18 protein-coding genes are annotated in these 18,165 nt (G+C 51.9%); 6 read left to right on the forward strand and 12 right to left on the reverse strand.

Annotated features, from left to right (window positions below; genetic code table 11):
* Positions 1 to 32 precede the first annotated feature (32 nt).
* The 10 genes from recC to ESM_RS1000000129385 form a co-directional block, all read right to left on the reverse strand.
* Positions 33 to 3,401 carry an exodeoxyribonuclease V subunit gamma gene (recC, locus tag ESM_RS0112715; RefSeq protein WP_000946844.1) on the reverse strand — a complete coding sequence of 1,123 codons (3,369 nt, stop codon included), beginning with the start codon at positions 3,399 to 3,401 and terminating at the stop codon, positions 33 to 35.
* A gap of 12 nt (positions 3,402 to 3,413) precedes the next feature.
* On the reverse strand, positions 3,414 to 3,737 hold the full coding sequence (locus ESM_RS0112720; RefSeq protein ID WP_001276464.1) for a prepilin-type N-terminal cleavage/methylation domain-containing protein: 324 nt from the start codon (positions 3,735 to 3,737) through the stop codon (positions 3,414 to 3,416).
* Positions 3,722 to 4,129 (reverse strand): DUF2509 family protein, encoded by a 408-nt coding sequence (locus tag ESM_RS0112725; protein WP_001078543.1) that lies wholly within the window; start codon positions 4,127 to 4,129, stop codon positions 3,722 to 3,724. Before ESM_RS0112725 ends, ESM_RS0112720 begins: the two co-directional genes overlap by 16 nt.
* Positions 4,126 to 4,689 (reverse strand): prepilin peptidase-dependent protein, encoded by a 564-nt coding sequence (locus ESM_RS0112730; RefSeq protein ID WP_000111600.1) that lies wholly within the window; start codon positions 4,687 to 4,689, stop codon positions 4,126 to 4,128. Before ESM_RS0112730 ends, ESM_RS0112725 begins: the two co-directional genes overlap by 4 nt.
* Positions 4,680 to 5,150 carry a prepilin peptidase-dependent protein gene (locus tag ESM_RS0112735; RefSeq protein ID WP_000857060.1) on the reverse strand — a complete coding sequence of 157 codons (471 nt, stop codon included), beginning with the start codon at positions 5,148 to 5,150 and terminating at the stop codon, positions 4,680 to 4,682. Before ESM_RS0112735 ends, ESM_RS0112730 begins: the two co-directional genes overlap by 10 nt.
* A gap of 185 nt (positions 5,151 to 5,335) precedes the next feature.
* Positions 5,336 to 6,130 (reverse strand): thymidylate synthase, encoded by a 795-nt coding sequence (thyA, locus tag ESM_RS0112740; protein ID WP_000816232.1) that lies wholly within the window; start codon positions 6,128 to 6,130, stop codon positions 5,336 to 5,338.
* A gap of 6 nt (positions 6,131 to 6,136) precedes the next feature.
* On the reverse strand, positions 6,137 to 7,012 hold the full coding sequence (lgt, locus tag ESM_RS0112745) for a prolipoprotein diacylglyceryl transferase (protein ID WP_000204650.1): 876 nt from the start codon (positions 7,010 to 7,012) through the stop codon (positions 6,137 to 6,139).
* Positions 7,013 to 7,162: 150 nt separating this feature from the next.
* A complete protein-coding gene (gene ptsP, locus ESM_RS0112750; RefSeq protein WP_000957931.1) occupies positions 7,163 to 9,409 on the reverse strand; it encodes a phosphoenolpyruvate--protein phosphotransferase in 2,247 nt (748 codons plus the stop codon).
* Positions 9,410 to 9,421: 12 nt separating this feature from the next.
* The gene (gene rppH / locus ESM_RS0112755) at positions 9,422 to 9,952 is read right to left on the reverse strand and encodes an RNA pyrophosphohydrolase (protein WP_000564487.1); all 531 of its coding nucleotides are present in this window, start codon (positions 9,950 to 9,952) and stop codon (positions 9,422 to 9,424) included.
* Positions 9,953 to 10,304: 352 nt separating this feature from the next.
* Positions 10,305 to 10,451: a hypothetical protein gene (locus tag ESM_RS1000000129385; RefSeq protein ID WP_001516990.1), complete on the reverse strand. Its 147-nt coding sequence runs from the start codon at positions 10,449 to 10,451 to the stop codon at positions 10,305 to 10,307.
* A 185-nt stretch (positions 10,452 to 10,636) separates the two neighbouring features.
* Here ESM_RS1000000129385 and mutH point away from each other — a divergent pair, with 185 nt between their 5' ends.
* From mutH to ESM_RS1000000129125, 6 genes are all read left to right on the forward strand, one after another.
* On the forward strand, positions 10,637 to 11,326 hold the full coding sequence (gene mutH / locus ESM_RS0112760; RefSeq protein WP_000082178.1) for a DNA mismatch repair endonuclease MutH: 690 nt from the start codon (positions 10,637 to 10,639) through the stop codon (positions 11,324 to 11,326).
* Positions 11,327 to 11,395: 69 nt separating this feature from the next.
* Positions 11,396 to 12,109, forward strand: coding sequence for a TerC family protein (locus ESM_RS0112765; RefSeq protein WP_000895631.1), 714 nt, complete (start codon positions 11,396 to 11,398; stop codon positions 12,107 to 12,109).
* A gap of 137 nt (positions 12,110 to 12,246) precedes the next feature.
* Positions 12,247 to 12,465 (forward strand): lipoprotein YgdR, encoded by a 219-nt coding sequence (gene ygdR, locus ESM_RS0112770; protein ID WP_000758660.1) that lies wholly within the window; start codon positions 12,247 to 12,249, stop codon positions 12,463 to 12,465.
* 107 nt (positions 12,466 to 12,572) lie between these two features.
* On the forward strand, positions 12,573 to 13,613 hold the full coding sequence (locus ESM_RS0112775) for an NADP(H)-dependent aldo-keto reductase (protein WP_001199280.1): 1,041 nt from the start codon (positions 12,573 to 12,575) through the stop codon (positions 13,611 to 13,613).
* A gap of 129 nt (positions 13,614 to 13,742) precedes the next feature.
* Entirely contained in the window at positions 13,743 to 14,225 is a 483-nt protein-coding gene (locus ESM_RS1000000129120) for a DUF4140 domain-containing protein (RefSeq protein WP_225996897.1), read from the forward strand.
* A complete protein-coding gene (locus tag ESM_RS1000000129125) occupies positions 14,185 to 14,559 on the forward strand; it encodes a DUF4139 domain-containing protein (protein ID WP_001516993.1) in 375 nt (124 codons plus the stop codon). Before ESM_RS1000000129120 ends, ESM_RS1000000129125 begins: the two co-directional genes overlap by 41 nt.
* Positions 14,560 to 14,597: 38 nt before the next feature.
* On the opposite strand, the gene lplT is transcribed toward ESM_RS1000000129125, so the two are convergent.
* The gene (gene lplT, locus ESM_RS0112790; protein WP_000004668.1) at positions 14,598 to 15,791 is read right to left on the reverse strand and encodes a lysophospholipid transporter LplT; all 1,194 of its coding nucleotides are present in this window, start codon (positions 15,789 to 15,791) and stop codon (positions 14,598 to 14,600) included.
* Positions 15,784 to 17,943 (reverse strand): bifunctional acyl-ACP--phospholipid O-acyltransferase/long-chain-fatty-acid--ACP ligase, encoded by a 2,160-nt coding sequence (gene aas / locus ESM_RS0112795; RefSeq protein WP_000899044.1) that lies wholly within the window; start codon positions 17,941 to 17,943, stop codon positions 15,784 to 15,786. The genes lplT and aas overlap by 8 nt, the downstream gene beginning before the upstream one ends.
* Positions 17,944 to 18,165 lie beyond the last annotated feature (222 nt).

The following is an 18,165-nucleotide window of genomic DNA, read 5'->3' on the forward strand; positions in this document are numbered from 1 at the left end:
AGCAAATTGATTGCGCAATTTTTATACAACACTCATGACTGATTAAAACGAAACAGCGGTAACAGGAAACGTTGCGACTGCTCAACGATGGCTTCCATTGTCTCTGGCGTTAATTGCCGCCAGAGCCTCTGATACCAGATATCGTCACCTTCTCCACGCACCATCATGTTGCCTTCGTAAGCCTGAAGGAATTTCGTACGGGCTTTTTGCACAGTGGACTCGTCATCCAGCATGACATCGTGTTCAGCGTCATAACAGGTTTTTAGCCACGCGCCGCCACTTTCAGGTAACACCAGTAACGGCGCGGACATTCCTTCACGATACCCTTCAACCAGTTGTGAGAGGTAATGTAAAGCCTGTTCGGCTGCAAGCGGCGGAAAACGCCACTCACCGTCTTTACGCAGGAAAAGGCGACTCTCACCGTTACCACCGCTGGCACAGTAGACAAGGTGTTCCAGCCAAAGTTGCATTCCCTGTGCCACACTGAGCAAAGAGGGACGCCAGCGCAACAGACCATCCGGCTGGACCTGCGGCAACCAGCCCGTAATTTGCACGCCATTGCAGGTGAGATCGATTTCTAAACTCTGCCCCGGTTGCCGACAGGCAATGACTCTGTCGGCAAGTTGCTGCATCTCCTGGCACTGCGTTTCCCAGAAAATTTCACCAAATGCGCCATACGGCAAATCACCTGCCGCCCGGAACCGGCGGAACAAACGTTCGGCATCATCCTGCTCGACCAATGCATTTAATAGCTGCTGGTTGATCTGATAACGGCTAAGTCCCTCCAGAATAAATGGCTCGGTGTCGGGGATTTCGCTGTCTTCGGTGCGGAAGTTCACCTGCAAGCGCATCTGGAAAAATGCTCGCACCGGATGTGACCAGAATCGTTGTAGCGTCTCCAGCGGCACAGTTTCCGGCAAGGTAAACGGCAGTGGCTGAACAAATTCAGAGTGCGCCTTGCCTGCCTGGCTGGCTGCCGGTAGCCACTCGCGCGCATAGCTTTGTCGCTCACCGGGTTGGTAGTTTTGCGGATCAAACGGCATCCGGGTATGGAGGCAAGTAAGATGCGCTTTCACCCTCGCCTCACTTTCATCGCAGTTAAGCGCTTCATCGCCCGGCAGATAATGGCTTTGCCCGATGTAGTCGATCAGTTCCTGCACCAAAACCGACGGGAAACGTTCGCTGTTATCCTGAATGGAGCGCCCAATATAGCTGATATAGAGTTTTTGCTGCGCGGAAATTAACGCCTCCAGGAACAGATAGCGGTCGTCATCGCGACGACTGCGGTCGCCACGCTTTGGTTTCTGGCTCATTAAATCAAAACCCAGCGGCGCGAGCTGGCGCGGGTAAACACCATCGTTCATTCCCAGCAGGCAAACTACTTTGAACGGGATGGAGCGCATTGGCATCAGGGTACAAATATTGACCGGACCGGCAAGAAAACGCTGGCTGATACGTTCTTGATCCAGACGTTGTGCCAGTTCATCACGTAACAGTGACAGCGGCACCACGTCGCCATACTGCGCTCCCAGCCCTTCTGCGATGATAGCCAGCCACTGTTGTTCAATAAGCGTCATCGCCGCTTCGGTTTCCGCATCCGGCAGGAAGAAAGCATTGAGCATGTCGCGGCATACCGGCAGCCACTCTTCCAGCGGTCGCTCCTGTGCCAACCCGCGACGCCAGATGTTGAGCTGCATCAGCAGTGACGCCAGATGCCCCACCAGCTCTGCAATTAAGCCGCTCGACTCATCATAAGGAAGAACAGATTGCCATTCTCCCTGAGCACTCTCCATCGCGTAGCCCAGCAACATACGCGTCAGGCCAAATTGCCAGGTGTGTTGCCCGGTGGCGGGAAGTTCCAGCTCGCGAACGTTGTCGTCATCAATCCCCCAGCGAATGCCGGATTCATTGACCCACTGGCGTAAATAACGCAGCCCTTCTTCGGTGATATCAAACCGCGCCGCCAGCACCGGTACGTCCAGCAGCGCCAAAACGTCCTCCGATACAAAGCGGCTGTCAGGCAACGATAACAGGCTGATAAATGCTTCCAGTACCGGATGCGACTGTCGCGCCCGACGGTCGGAAATGGCGTAAGGCAGATAACGATCCGCCGGAGCACTACCAAACACCGCCTGAATAAACGGACTGTAGCTATCGATGTCAGCCACCATCACGATGATATCGCGCGGAGTGAGTGTCGGATCTTCTTCCAGCATCGCCAGCAATCGATCGTGCAAGACTTCAACTTCGCGCTGCGGGCTATGGCAAACATGGAAGGTGACGCTGTTATCCTGCGGATCGAGCTGCCGTTTGTTATCGCTGCGGGAAAACTCTTCAAGGTTCACGCCTGCGACGGCGCGGTTTTCCAGTTCCAGAATGTCGGACTGAATGTTATGCAGCAGGCTGTCTGGAGTAACATCGACAAAGGCATCCAGTTCCTGACTGCTCTGGAGATCAGCAAGCAGATAGATGTAGTCTCGCCCCAGCTTGCCCCATGAGGCCAGCAGAGGGTTGCCAATATCCTGTTCGCCGTCGCTGTTAAACAACTGCCCGGCATTTTCGCTATCGCGAAATAGCGGCAATTCGCGATCTTCAAAGCTGTGCCGACGCTGGCGGGTTAGCAGTTTCGCCAGATACGCAGGATCTTTAATATCGCCCCAGTAATAACGGCAAGGGTTGGTAAACAGAAGATGGATTTCAATATGTTTACCCAGCGCCTGTAACGCCTGTAGATAAACTGGCGGTAATGCGGAAATACCGCAGATAAATACGCGCGAAGGTAGCCCTGGCGGGCAGGTCGTTGCAGACTCCAGCGTTTCGATAAAGCGTTGATAGAGATTGGCACGATGCCAACGAGGTTGCCCCAGCTCGTCAGTATATTCTACCAGCGCCTTCCACAATGGAGCTTGCCAGGCCTGCGCTTCTCCCAGCCCTTCAACCAGATGTCCCGCTTCCCACTGAGCCAGCCAGTCCGGGCGATAGACCAGATACTGGTCAAACAGGTCCGCCGCTTTTGAGGAAAGCTGAAACAGTTTCCGCTTGTCACTATCGTCAGTCAGGTAATGGCGCAACAGGGTAAAATCTTCGCAATCCAACAGTTGCGGCAGCAGAGTCATCAGTTTCCAGCTCATGCTCTGCTTGTTAAAGGCACTCTCTTTGGGGATCTCCGGCAATACGCGGACGAACATATCCCAGATAAAACTCGCAGGGAGCGGGAAATCAATGTTTGCCGCAATACCGAACTTCTGCGACAGGGTCATTTGCAGCCACTGTGCCATACCGGTACTTTGCACCAGAATCATCTCTGGCTCGAAAGGATCGTCCAGCCGCTCGCGTTCGACGATAAACTCCATCAACGCTTCCAGCACGTCCAGACGATTGGAATGGTAGACCCTTAACATAGCGGCTCCTGACTACTGACGATTCGGGCAATGCAGGCGGGTCATCTCGCCTTCTCTGCCCCCGGGTGAAACTAACGTAACGCTGATGCTGACACATCCCGCCTGCGATGTCTGCATTCGGTTGACCTGCCAGTTGGCAGGTGGCGAAATCGCGCGCAGTTGCGTTTGCTGCCAGCCATGCCGCCAGAGCTGTTGGTACTGGCCTCTGCTGGTAAGACTGTTCATTAATGTTCGCTGGAAACCGGATAACGCAGTGACAATCATCACCATCAGCACCATCGCCAGCATCACTTCCGGTAGACTAAAGCCCTGTTGATTCTTCAGGGAAGCTGACATAACGCCACCTCTTTCTGCGGACAAAAATCACTCCAGCCGTGTGGCGAAAAAGCAATATTTCCATCGTTCACTTCGCCTGTTCGCCATAATGAAACACCTTCATAACTGGCAATCAGCAAGATTTCACTATCAGCCAGTAAACGCAGACAAACTCGGGCACCGGTTGCAGCGAACTGTGAGCACTGAACTACGGGTTGCGTCTGCCAGGTGTGCATTTTTCCCCATTCCAGCGCCGACTGTACAATTGCCTGACGACGCAATGACTGGCTTTCCATAGTCACCCGAGAAGCAAAACTGCGCTCCTGTTGGCTCATTCCTTGTAGCAGCAAGCTGCCCAATACCAGCAACATCAGGGCCAGTGCCAGCGATGAAACGCCCCGTTCACGGTTCACAGGTTGAATCCTGTTACGCTATAGCTGGCATCCACCACGGTTTGTGGTTCAGCCTTACTGGCACCGCGCATACTAACCGTTAATACCGGCGAGAATCCGCTGACATCCTGACGCAGGACCTGAAAAGTGTCGATAATGACGGCGTCCGGGTTGGTGACTTTATCCCAGCCTTTACCTTCACAGGATGCGGCACCACGTAACGTTTCCAGCACATGCTCTTTCAAACGAAATCCAATCTGGTCGGACTCTTTTACCGGCTCACGATCCCAGATACCGTTACTGTTCGCGTCCCACTGCACAATAATGCAGTCACCCTGCCCGACAATTTCCAGCCCTTCACCAGTGCAGTTACCATGACAATAACCAGCCCTTTGAAGATGCTTCGCAACGGTGTAGACCCGCAGCCAGATCTCATCTTCCAGTGCCAGCTTGCGCGTTGTAATCAAGCTTTCCCGCTGTAATGCTGGCAGAAACCGCGCAGCCCCCAGCAGCAATACGCTACTGATAGCCATAGCAATCAGCACTTCCAGCAGCGAAAATCCTTGCTCTTTTACAGACATCCTTGTGTTTCTCCTTGCTGACAAAGCCGGAGTCTTCCCCACGGCGAAATCACCAGCCACCACTCGCCCGCTGAGTTTTTGAAGTGAATATGCCCGGCCCATGCGGTATTGCGCAGGCCAAAGAACGTAAGCGAAGGGGTCAGGTCACTCATTTCGACTTCGGGCCAGCGTGGCACAAAGACCAACGGTGAATGGCCATGACAGGTATTCGTCCCTGCGGCGGCACTTACAAGACACCATGACGTTCCCTCCCTGATGACGCTGATACTGTGGTCGCGGTTATGCCAGTTGGCATCCTCACGTAAATAGAGCAAATAATCCCGCGCCTGGCTGGCGGTTTGCCATAGCCGTTGCGACTGCTGCCAGTATTGCCAGCCATAGAGTCCAGTTGCGCTTAACATGACTAAAATCAGCATCGCAACCAGTGTTTCAATCAGCGTATAACCACGTTGTGTTTTCATGTCGGCAGTATGCGACGAGGAGAAAAAAAGGCGAGGCCCTGTTTCTATTTTCTCGGCGCGTCTTCCGCACTATTTACGTTGTTGCAGGGCGTTGCAAAATTTCGGGAAGGCGTCTCGAAGAATTTAACAGAGGGTAAAAAAAACCGACGCACACTGGCGTCGGCTCTGGCAGGATGTTTCGTAAATCAGATAGCAACCGGAGCCTTAATGCCCGGATGCGGATCGTAGCCTTCAATCTCAAAATCTTCGAAACGGTAGTCGAAGATGGATTCTGGTTTACGTTTGATAATCAGCTTCGGCAGCGGACGCGGCTCGCGGCTTAATTGTAGATGGGTTTGATCCATATGGTTGCTGTACAGGTGCGTGTCGCCACCGGTCCAGACAAAATCACCCACTTCCAGATCGCACTGCTGCGCCATCATATGCACCAGTAGTGCGTAGCTGGCGATGTTAAACGGCAGGCCGAGGAAGACGTCACAGGAGCGTTGATAAAGCTGGCAAGAAAGCTTGCCGTCTGCCACATAAAACTGGAAGAACGCATGGCACGGAGCCAGCGCCATTTTATCCAGTTCGCCCACGTTCCACGCCGAAACAATAATGCGGCGGGAGTCCGGGTCGTTTTTCAATTGATTCAATACCGTGGTGATTTGATCAATATGACGACCATCTGGCGTTGGCCATGCGCGCCACTGTTTGCCATACACCGGGCCGAGATCGCCATTTTCATCGGCCCATTCGTCCCAGATAGTGACATTGTTTTCATGCAGATAAGCAATGTTGGTATCGCCCTGCAGGAACCATAGCAGCTCATGGATGATGGAACGCAGGTGGCAACGCTTGGTTGTCACCAGTGGGAATCCATCCTGCAGGTTAAAACGCATCTGATGACCAAAAATGGAAAGCGTTCCGGTTCCGGTACGGTCGTTTTTCTGTGTGCCTTCGTCGAGCACTTTTTGCATCAGTTCTAAATACTGTTTCATGGTTCCTCAGGAAACGTGTTGCTGTGGGCTGCGACGATATGCCCAGACCATCATGATCACACCCGCGACAATCATCGGGATGGAAAGAATTTGCCCCATGCTGATGTACTGCACCCAGGCACCGGTAAACTGCGCGTCGGGCTGGCGGAAAAACTCAACAATGATGCGAAACGCGCCATAGCCAATCAGGAACAAGCCTGAGACAGCCCCCATTGGGCGCGGTTTACGAATGTAGAGGTTAAGGATGATAAACAGCACCACACCTTCCAGCAGCAGTTCGTACAACTGTGACGGGTGGCGCGGCAGCACACCGTAAGTGTCGAAAATGGATTGCCACTGTGGGTTGTTTTGCAGCAGCAGAATGTCTTCGGTACGGGAGCCAGGGAACAGCATGGCAAACGGGAAGTTCGGGTCAACGCGGCCCCACAGTTCACCGTTAATAAAGTTGCCCAGACGCCCGGCACCAAGACCAAACGGAATGAGCGGTGCAATAAAATCAGAGACCTGGAAGAAGGAGCGTTTGGTACGGCGGGCGAAGATAATCATCACCACGATAACGCCAATCAGGCCGCCGTGGAAGGACATGCCGCCGTCCCAGACGCGGAACAGATACAGCGGATCGGCCATAAACTGCGGGAAGTTGTAGAACAGAACATAACCAATACGTCCGCCCAGGAAGACACCGAGGAAGCCCGCATAGAGTAAGTTTTCAACTTCATTTTTGGTCCAGCCACTGCCCGGACGATTCGCCCGACGCCCCGCCAGCCACATTGCAAAAATGAACCCCACCAGATACATCAGGCCGTACCAGTGAAGCGCAACGGGTCCTATTGAGAAAATGACCGGATCAAATTCCGGAAAATGCAGATAGCTACTGGTCATCTGTCACCACAAGTTCTTGTTATTTCGCTGAAAGAGAACAGCGATTGAAATGCGCGCCGCAGGTTTCAGGCGCTCCAAAGGTGCGAATAATAGCACAAGGGGACCAGGCTGGTTGCCGGATACCGTTAAAAGATATGTATAGGAACCGCGCTATAATCCTCCGCGAATCAGCCCACCCATGCCGCGACGCTCCATAAATGCCGCAACCTGATGACGAACTTCAGTCGCCAGTTGCGCTTCCAGACTGCGCTGAGCAAGATTTTCTGCTTCGGCAAAATCAATGCGCCGCAGCAAGTATTTTACGCGCGCGACAGAGCGTCCGTTCATAGATAGATGGCGATACCCAAGCCCAATGAGGATCGCCACACACATGGGATCGCCCGCCATTTCACCGCACAAACGTAAGTCGATCCCCTGCGCTTCCGCTTCCCGGGCGATCATCGCCAGGGCTCGAAGCATTGCAGGATGAAGACTGTCATAAATGTTTGCCACCCGCGTGTTGTTGCGATCGACAGCCAGAATGTACTGGGTCAGATCATTGGTACCTACCGAGATAAAATCGACCCGGTTTGCCAGATGCGGCAACATAAATACCATCGATGGCACTTCCAGCATGATACCGATACGCGGTTTAGGAATTGCGTAACCAATCATTTCTTCGACTTCACGTCCGGCACGCTCGATCAGGCGGCGTGCTTCGTCAACTTCATCGAGACTTGTGACCATCGGCAACAGGATGTTCAGGTTGCCCGTGGCGGCGTTAGCACGCAACATCGCCCGTACCTGAATCAAAAAGATCTCCGGCTGATCGAGCGTAATGCGGATCCCACGCCAACCAAGACATGGATTCTCTTCGCTGATAGGCATGTAAGGCAGTTGCTTATCAGCACCGACATCCAGCGTGCGCAGCGTGACGGGCTTATCATTAAACATTTGCAACATGCCCTGATACTGCGCCACCTGTTCTTCTTCCGACGGGAAGCCGCTTTGCAGCATAAAGGGAATTTCAGTGCGATAGAGTCCGATGCCATCAATGCGGCTGCCTAATTTTTCTTCATGTTCCGGACTTAACCCCGCATTGAGCATAACTTTTATGCGCTCGCCGCTTTTTAGCTGCGCGGGTAAATTGACATCATCTTCTGCCAGACGGCTAAGCTCAATCTCTTCGCTAATCAGCCGCTGATATTCATGTAGCAGCACCGGCTCCGGGTCGACCAGCAATTCCCCACGATAACCGTCAACGATCAACGTCCGACGATGCAGCACCGAAGGCTGAATGTCCGCGCCCATCACGGTGGGGATCCCCAGTGCACGCACCATGATCGCGGCGTGGGAGTTGGCAGCACCATCGCGCACGACAACGCCGACTAAGCGATCCTGAGGCAGTTCCGCAAGGGTAGTCGCTGACAGTTCATCTGCCACCAGAATGAAACGTTCCGGCCAGGCGTTCGCCCCCTGATTGGCATCATCAAGATGAAACAGTAATCGCTGACCCAGCGCGCGTAGATCGCCCGCTCGTTCTTTGAGATAGCTATCGCTTAGTGTGGCGAACTGTTCGGCAAATTTTTCAATGACCGTTTTCACCGCCCACTCTGCGACCGAACCTTTATCCACTTCAGCAAACAGTTCGCGACGCAGACGCGTATCGGAAAGCAAGTGTGAGTAAAGATCGAAAATAGCCGCCGTTTCTTTTTGCGCCCCGGCGGCAAAGCGTTTGCTGTAACGGCGAAACTCATTGGCCGCCTCTTCCAGCGCCCCGGTCAGTCGCTCACGTTCCAGCGCCGGATCCAGCGTTGATGCCTGATACACCTGTTCCATTAAGGGTAACGTTGCATCCTGCCAACCTTCGGCAATCGCTACACCGGGCGCGGCCGGTAATGCGCGGATTCTCGTCTGGCGATATTGCCCGAACAACGCAGTCAACTGCGACTGGGATAGAATGGCGGCCATCTGGGTGGCGAGCGTCACCAGGAAGGATTCTTCGCTTTCGTTGTACTGCCGCAGTTCGCGTTGCTGCACCACCAGTACACCAAGCAACTGGCGACGTTGAATAATCGGCACGCCTAAAAACGCACGGAAACGCTCTTCTTTTACGGAGGGGATATATTTGAAGCTGGGGTGTTTTTGCGCATCCGCAAGGTTTATCGGTTCCGCCAGCCTGCCAACCAGACCGACGATCCCTTCATCAAACGCAAGCGTTACAGTGCGACCACGTGGTTTTTTTAATCCCCGGGTCGCCATCAGGTAGTAACAACGTCGGTCGTGATCGGCCAGGTAGACCGAACAGACCTCAGTATCCATCGCAAGACAGATGTCGGTAACCAGAATATTTAACGCCTCGTTCAGGCGTGGTGCGCTGGCTACCTTTTCGACTATTTCGCGCAGGCGAGTGAGCATAATTGGCGTGACTTAACCTCTTTTACGTCGATAAGCTGATGCGTTTTGTGGTTTAGGCGTATTTTCCTGAAGCGCCATCACAACACTCGCGAACTCTTTCATTACCCTACGGTAGACATCACGTTTAAATGACACCACCTGTCTGACCGGATACCAGTAACTTACCCATCGCCAGCCGTCAAACTCTGGTGTACTGCTGGTTTGCATATTGATTTCCGCATCGCCGCTCACCAACTGCAAGAGAAACCATTTTTGTTTTTGGCCGATACAAACCGGCTTCGTGTCCCAACGCACCAAACGTTTCGGTAATTTGTAGCGCAACCAGTTACGTGTTGAAGCAAGGATTCGAACGTCTTTACGGCTTAATCCTACTTCTTCAAACAATTCACGGTACATCGCCTGTTCTGCGGATTCTCCGGGATTAATTCCGCCTTGCGGAAACTGCCAGGAGTGCTGACCAAATCGCCGGGCCCACATTACTTGCCCCTGACGATTACAAATCACGATACCTACGTTTGGGCGGTAGCCATCGTCATCAATCACCGGACTACCTCAAAATAAAGCTTTATATACGAATGATTGTTTCATACTCCAGGAAGACGGTAAACCACTCTCTGCAGGGCATTACACACTAATAACAATTGAATAACTCACAGTTAAGTGCAGAGTTATAAACAGAGGAAGGGGCGGATAACCGTTTTTATTCACCTTTTCTGTGGATAGAGTTGTGAAGAAGTACGGAATTACCACGGGAAAACCCAGAACACTCTGAATCAGCCGGATAAACGCGCTTTAAAATATTTTTTATTAATCAGTATATTATATACATAAAGAGTGATGAAACAGAGATATTTGTGACCATGGTCACACCACTCATTTACGCGTTGGCGAAAGATCAACCAACGTCGTATTTATCCACAGAATGTGCCACTAAGTTAAGCACCGTACCACTAAAAATTAGAGTTTCGTCGCACGTCAAGGCTGTAAATGGAAACAGTAGTGAGGGTTTTTCACAGTTATCCCAGCTTTCTGTGGATAACATGGTGTAAGATCCTGTTTATTTTCAGTGACCAGAATTGGAAAACCCACCTGGACGTTGCGCAACACAGTAGCCTGTAGATTAAAAAACAAGATAAATCATAGAATTGAACAACGCATGTGGAAAAAGTTACACTCTGAGTATTCGGCACAGAATAGCTGCTTGTTTTTTAACCAAGGTGTTAAGCCATGTCCCAACCTCGCCCATTGCTCTCTCCCCCCGAAACTGAAGCGCAGTTACTGGCGCAAGCACAGCAACTTTCTGGTTACACACTAGGTGAACTGGCGGCGCTTGCCGGGTTGGTTACACCGGAGAATTTAAAACGCGATAAGGGTTGGATCGGTGTGTTACTGGAGATCTGGCTCGGAGCCAGCGCTGGCAGTAAACCTGAACAAGATTTTGCTGCTTTAGGCGTGGAACTCAAAACGATTCCTGTGGATAGTCTGGGACGTCCGCTGGAAACGACATTTGTTTGTGTTGCACCGTTAACCGGCAATAGCGGCGTGACCTGGGAAACCAGCCACGTGCGCCACAAACTCAAACGGGTGCTGTGGATACCGGTTGAAGGCGAGCGCAGCATCCCGCTGGCGCTACGTCGCGTAGGGTCACCGTTGTTGTGGAGCCCGAATGAAGAGGAAGACCAGCAGTTGCGCGAGGACTGGGAAGAATTGATGGATATGATTGTCCTCGGTCAGGTTGAGCGAATCACCGCTCGTCATGGGGAATATTTACAAATACGGCCGAAAGCAGCGAATGCGAAAGCTCTGACCGAAGCCATTGGCACCCGGGGCGAACGGATTCTGACGCTGCCACGCGGTTTTTATTTGAAGAAGAATTTCACCAGTGCGCTACTGGCGCGTCATTTTTTGATCCAGTAGCCATCGCTTTGACCTGCCGCATTCCGGGCATATAATTACCGCTTCATTTTTTTTGGCAGGGCTTTTTAGATGTTATTTGCATGGATAACCGATCCTAACGCCTGGCTTGCGCTCGGTACGCTGACGCTGCTGGAGATCGTTCTTGGGATCGATAATATTATTTTCCTTTCTCTGGTGGTCGCAAAGTTGCCCACTGCACAGCGTGGTCATGCGCGGCGTCTGGGGCTGGCTGGAGCCATGGTTATGCGTCTGGCGCTGCTGGCATCGATTGCCTGGGTTACTCGCCTGACGAATCCGCTTTTTACAATCTTCAGTCAGGAAATTTCCGCTCGTGATTTGATTCTGCTGCTGGGCGGTCTGTTCCTTATCTGGAAAGCCAGTAAGGAGATCCACGAGTCTATCGAAGGCGAAGAAGAAGGGCTGAAAACACGCGTTTCTTCATTCCTCGGTGCTATCGTGCAGATTATGCTGCTGGATATTATTTTCAGCCTCGACTCGGTCATTACCGCCGTGGGTCTGTCGGATCATCTGTTTATTATGATGGCGGCCGTAGTGATTGCCGTAGGCGTGATGATGTTCGCCGCACGTTCAATTGGTGATTTTGTTGAACGCCATCCATCAGTGAAAATGTTGGCGCTCTCTTTCCTGATTCTGGTGGGCTTTACCCTGATTCTGGAAAGTTTCGATATCCACGTACCGAAAGGTTACATCTACTTCGCAATGTTCTTCTCCATTGCAGTAGAAAGCCTCAACCTGATTCGCAATAAAAAGAATCCACTCTGATGTTCCGTTCGCTCTTCTGCGGGAGAGCGAATGCCTTCCCTTTATCCTCACAGTTTAAGACTTTCCTGCTTTCAAGATGTATAACGTCAGATTATAAACAGACTATTATCATTGATGGGCTTAATGAGGATAACCGGATGAAAAAATGGGCAGTATTAATCTCTGCAGTCGGACTGGCATTTGCTGTTTCCGGTTGTAGCAGTGATTATGTGATGGCAACTAAAGATGGTCGAATGATCCTGACGGATGGAAAACCGGAAATTGACGATGATACCGGGCTTGTGAGTTATCACGATCAGCAAGGTAACGCTATGCAAATTAACCGTGATGATGTCTCGCAAATTATTGAACGTTAAAAAATAAGGTCAGCATCCGGCTGGCCTTAAGATTTTTCGCTTTCCCTTTTCCCTTCCCTCTGCCATTTTTATATTCCTTATGTCGTGATTATAAAAAGGAAACGGCTATGCAATATCACCGTATACCCCACAGCTCGCTGGAAGTCAGCACGCTGGGGCTTGGCACGATGACGTTTGGTGAACAGAACAGCGAAGCCGACGCCCACGCACAACTCGACTATGCCGTCGCTCAGGGCATTAATCTTATTGACGTTGCCGAAATGTACCCCGTACCGCCGCGCCCCGAAACTCAGGGTTTAACCGAAACCTATGTCGGTAACTGGTTGGCAAAACATGGCAACCGCGAAAAGTTAATTATCGCCTCCAAAGTGAGCGGACCGTCGCGCAATAATGACAAGGGCATTCGCCCGGATCAGGCGCTGGACAGAAAAAATATCCGCGAAGCCCTGCATGACAGCCTCAAACGTTTGCAGACGGATTATCTCGATCTTTATCAGGTGCACTGGCCACAGCGCCCGACTAACTGCTTCGGCAAGCTCGGTTATAGCTGGACGGATTCTGCCCCTGCGATTTCTCTGCTCGACACGCTGGATGCACTGGCGGAGTACCAACGCGCGGGAAAAATTCGTTATATCGGCGTGTCGAATGAAACCGCATTTGGCGTAATGCGTTATCTGCATCTGGCAGACAAACACGATCTGCCGCGCATCGTCACTATTCAGAACCCCTATAGTCTGTTAAACCGCAGCTTTGAAGTGGGTCTGGCGGAAGTCAGTCAGTATGAAGGCGTCGAGTTACTGGCCTATTCGTGTCTGGGTTTCGGTACGCTGACCGGGAAATATCTCAATGGTGCAAAACCGGCTGGCGCACGCAATACACTCTTTAGTCGCTTCACCCGCTACAGCAGCGAGCAGACGCAAAAAGCCGTCGCGGCGTATGTTGATATCGCCAGACGTCATGGTCTCGATCCTGCGCAGATGGCGCTGGCCTTTGTACGCCGTCAACCGTTTGTTGCCAGCACTCTGCTGGGCGCAACGACGATGGAACAGTTAAAAACCAACGTCGAAAGTTTGCATCTGGAGTTAAGCGAAGACGTATTGGCTGAAATTGAAGCGGTACATCAGGTTTATACTTATCCGGCACCGTGATCCTTTCGCCTGGTGTTATGCGCCAGGCGTCTCTTTTCTCCACTTTTCAGAATATATTCACTACTTTTCGCCGCATCTTTCCTGACAAAGCGCAATAGACTCTTTTGGTCAACGCCAGAGCGCGTTTCAATGTCTGTACCCATTGTTAAGGATAACCATGTTGATTTTCAAACCTCTTCCCCTCGCCATGTTACTTACCGGGTGTATGTCCTCCGCCTGGAGGGCGCAGTTAACCCAGCGCTAACACTTAAAGACGTCACTGTTTATCTGCATGGTGCCAGCCTGCAAGGTGAAGAGACACTCAACTTACCGGCAGGTGAAAGCGAAATCATCTTCACCCATATTGCCAATTCGGTAACTGACGACAGCATCGCCATCTCTATCGATAACGGAGTGACGGTGCTTTCCTCACGTATCGAGCTACAGGAAACACAACCGAATGCGTTGCCGTCAGAGATTCAGCAACAGTTAAAAGCAGCAAAGGTGGAACAGGCAAAACTAACCGCCGAGAAAAACAATATTGCGGCTCAAATTAAGGTATTAGAGGCAAATAGCACATTAACCAATAAAAGTGCCGCCGGAAGATGGCAAGTCGCTGGATATTCAGCTTAACCGCGATCCTAAGTTGATTATTCAGCGTAAAGCCGCTCTCAAAAAAGAGAATGCGTTATCTATCTTTAACGACAGCGCAATACGTAACTTCAGTTACACCCTTAATGTGAAGAACAGCTACGGCGAAGCGGTGGATATCACTCTGCTCGACCAGATCCCAGTCAGTACTAATAGTGATATTACGGTAGAAAAAATGCAGTACGGGCAGGCGCAGTTTGATGCGAAAACGGGTGAACTGACCTGGACGCTGAAACTGTCGGGCAAAGAGAACGTGAGTCTGCCATTCTCTTACAGCGTGAAGTATCCGAAAGGTATGCCCCCTTCGGGAATGTGACCTTCACCAGATGGCTGAATGTGTCATCTGGCAAAAGATTAATGACGGCGTTGCCAGATCCACAGCGCCGTTATTGCCAGCGCAAACAGCGCACCAAAACCAATGCCAATGGGCACAACCGGAATTCCCACCATTACCGCCAGTGAATAAATCCCCAGCATCAGCAACATAGCACTGTTTTCGCCCAGGTTCTGTACCGCAATGGCATTCCCCGCCCCGACGCTTTTTTTGCCTCGCTCCTGTAATAACGCATTGAGCGGTACAACAAAAAAACCACCCAACATGCCAATCAACATCAGCAAGGCATAGGCAGGCAGCAGATCGTGTTGCAGGGAGAAAATCAGCACCACCACGCCAATCAAAATTCCAGCAGGCATACAGCGTGAAACGGTTTCCAGCGTGACCAGCTTCGCTGCCGCGCCTGCGCCAACCACAATACCGATCGCCACCATCGCGTTGAGGTAGGTTGGTGTGGCGTTATCAGTAATGCCCAGCGCCACCGGCACCCACAGCACTAAAAGGAAACGCAGCGTGACGCCGGCTCCCCAGAACAAACTAGTGCCTACCAGCGAGAATCGCGTTTCGCCATTGCACCACAGTGAAGTGCAGGCCAGTAGGAAACTACGGGTCATGTTGATGAGATTCCACGACTGTCCCGGACGCGCCGCCGCCAGCTTCGGAATGTACAGATTTGCCGCGACCGCGCCAGCATAAGCCAGAGCACAAGCAGCCAGAGCAGCAAGAACATGCCAGTCAGCCAGCACACCACCAGCTACGGAACCGAGCAAAATTGCCGCAATGGTGGAAGCTTCCATTAAACCGTTAGCTTTCACTAACTTGCTGCCGGTGGTTAATTCACCAAGAATGCCGTATTTTGCTGGTGAATAGGCTGCCGCACCAACGCCCACCAGCGTATAACCGAGAAAGGGGTTGAGGCCAAAGCAGATACTGGCAGCACCCAGCAGCTTAAGACCGTTGGCAAACATCATCACCCGACCTTTGGCAAAACTATCGGCAACCTGACCGACAAACGGTGCAAAAAGAATGTAAGCACCTACAAACACCATTTGCAGGATGGGCTGGCTCCACTCCGGATAGAACTGCGCTTTCAGTAACGCCAGAGTGGCAAACAGCAGCGCGTTATCGCCAAACGCAGAGAGAAACTGCGCGACGATAACCGCTTTCATCCCTTTCGACCATAGCGAAGTGTTAGTTTGCACTGACTCACTCATCGTGTTTTTCCGCTTCGTCTACCCAGCTTTTCAACGTGACAAAGTCAGGTTTGCCGCTGCCCAGTAATGGCATCTGCTTCAGATAGCGAATGTCGCGCGGTACGGCAAGTTCCGGCACACCGTGCTCGCGGGCATATTGTTGCAGCTTATCGCGAGTCAATTCATTGTCTGTGGTAAAGAGCACCAACGCCTCGCCTTTGCTGGCATCACTCTTAATGGCGGTGGCATGCATCTTGTCTGGTGAAACACCAATAGCCAGTTGCTCAACCATTTCCAGCGACACCATCTCCCCGGCAATTTTGGCAAAGCGTTTCGCTCGCCCCTGAATCTGCACAAATCCCTGCTCGTCGAAACGCACAATATCGCCAGTGTCATACCAGCCGCGCTCCATCTCGCCGTGGATATTCTCGGCCGCAGGTACTTCCAGCACGCCCGGCTTCTCCACTCGCAGGTAGCCGTTCATAATGTTCGGCCCCTTCAGTTGCAGGCGACCGCCGTCTTCGATACCCGGAACCGCCAGCAGTCGCGCATCCATACCTGGCAAAATACGCCCTACCGTACCGGGTTTCGCCGCCATCGGTACGTTGATGGACACCACCGGAGCACATTCCGTCACGCCGTAACCTTCAAGAATGCGCAGGCCAAATTTATCCTGCCAAAGCTGTTTGGTGCTTTCTTGCAGTTTTTCTGCGCCTGCCACCACATAGCGTAGACGATAGAAATCATACGGGTTGGCAAAGCGCGCGTAGTGACCGAGGAAGGTCGAGGTGCCGAAAAGCACGGTGCAACTGCGGTCGTACACCAGTTCCGGCACAATTCGATAGTGCAACGGGCTTGGATAAAGGAACACTTCCGCCCCAGTCAGCAGTGGCGTAAACAGGCCAACAGTCAGACCAAAAGAGTGGAACAGTGGCAATGCCGACATAAAGCGATCATTGGTGGTGAAGTCGGCAATAGTTTTAATCTGCTCGACATTCGCCAGAATGCTTTTATGGCTATGAACCACGCCTTTCGGATGGCCTTCTGAACCGGAGGTGAACAGGATCAGCGCCTCTTCTTCCGGCTGCTGTTTTACCTGTGCCAGGCGCGGCATCAGCAAATGCGCGAAGATCCACACTTTGTCGGCGGTAGTGACATCCGCTTTTAAATCTTCCAGATAGACCCAGCGTACCTGGGTAAGCTGTTCCGGCAAATGCCAGAGTTTGCCTTTATCGAGAAACTGACGGGAAGTGAAAATGGTTTTGATTTCAGCCGCGGTAATGGCGCTGGTCAGCCCTTTTACCCCGGCGGTGTAGTTCATCATTGCCGGGATACGGCGACGGGCGATAGCACCGAAAATTACTGCTGCGCTAATACCTGCGTTAGGCAGCATTAAGCCGATTCTTTCCCCTTCAGCAGTGTATTTTTCGAGTATACGCCCAACAAACAGTGTCTTAGTGAGTAATTTGCGATAGGTATCCGGGGTGAAGTTGACGTCTTCAACACACTTTTTTCCGGCCCCGAAACGGTACATCGCGCTCAGCAGCGATTCGTACAGCGTTTCACGTGGACGCACGGCCATACGCGCTTCCATCATAATTTGATGCAGCATTTCGCCTGCAATTTTGCGACGATCATGCGCGCGCGGCGCATCTGGCATCTGCACTTGTGTTGGCGGCAAAATATGCAGATGAATTGTCGGGAACAAGCGGCGTTTAACCAGCCCTTTCAGGCGGCTGAAGTGCGTAAGCTCCGCCCCTTCAATACGCAGCGGAACAACCGTCGCGCCTGACTTCGCCGCGACAAACCCCGCACCATCGTAGATTTTCATCAACGAACCGGTTGTCGTGATTCGCCCTTCAGGGAAAATCACCACCGGGCGGCCCTGTTCCACCAGACGCACCAGATGTTTAATCGCCATGGGTTGCGTCGGATCGAGGGGAACGAAGTCGATAAATGATTTCAGCCAACGCATATACCACTGCTGGCTAATGGAAGTATAAACGGCAAAAACAGGGCGAACGGGTAAAAACAGCGCCAGCAATATGCCATCAATAAATGAGACGTGATTGGGCGTGATAAGAACGCGCTCGCCCTTCAGTGCCTGGGTATCGCCTGTCACGCGAACGCGGTACAGAACACGGCACAAATTACGAAAAAAGCTAAAAAGCATTCCAACTCCCTTTGCTCATTCTTCAGTAATAATGAATGGTGCGAGATTACACCAGAAGGAGAACTCGAGCGACAGTAAAATAGGTATGAAAAAAAACCTGCGCATCCGCGCAGGTTGGTGCAAGAGACAGGGTACGAAGAGCGTACCGAATAATCTCACCAATCAATACCTCTGGGATCTTGATTGTGGTCTGCGCAAAGCATGTTCGCCAGCGAGAAAACG

The organism is Escherichia sp. TW09308, assembly GCF_000208565.1.
Taxonomy (GTDB): Bacteria; Pseudomonadota; Gammaproteobacteria; order Enterobacterales; family Enterobacteriaceae; genus Escherichia; species Escherichia marmotae.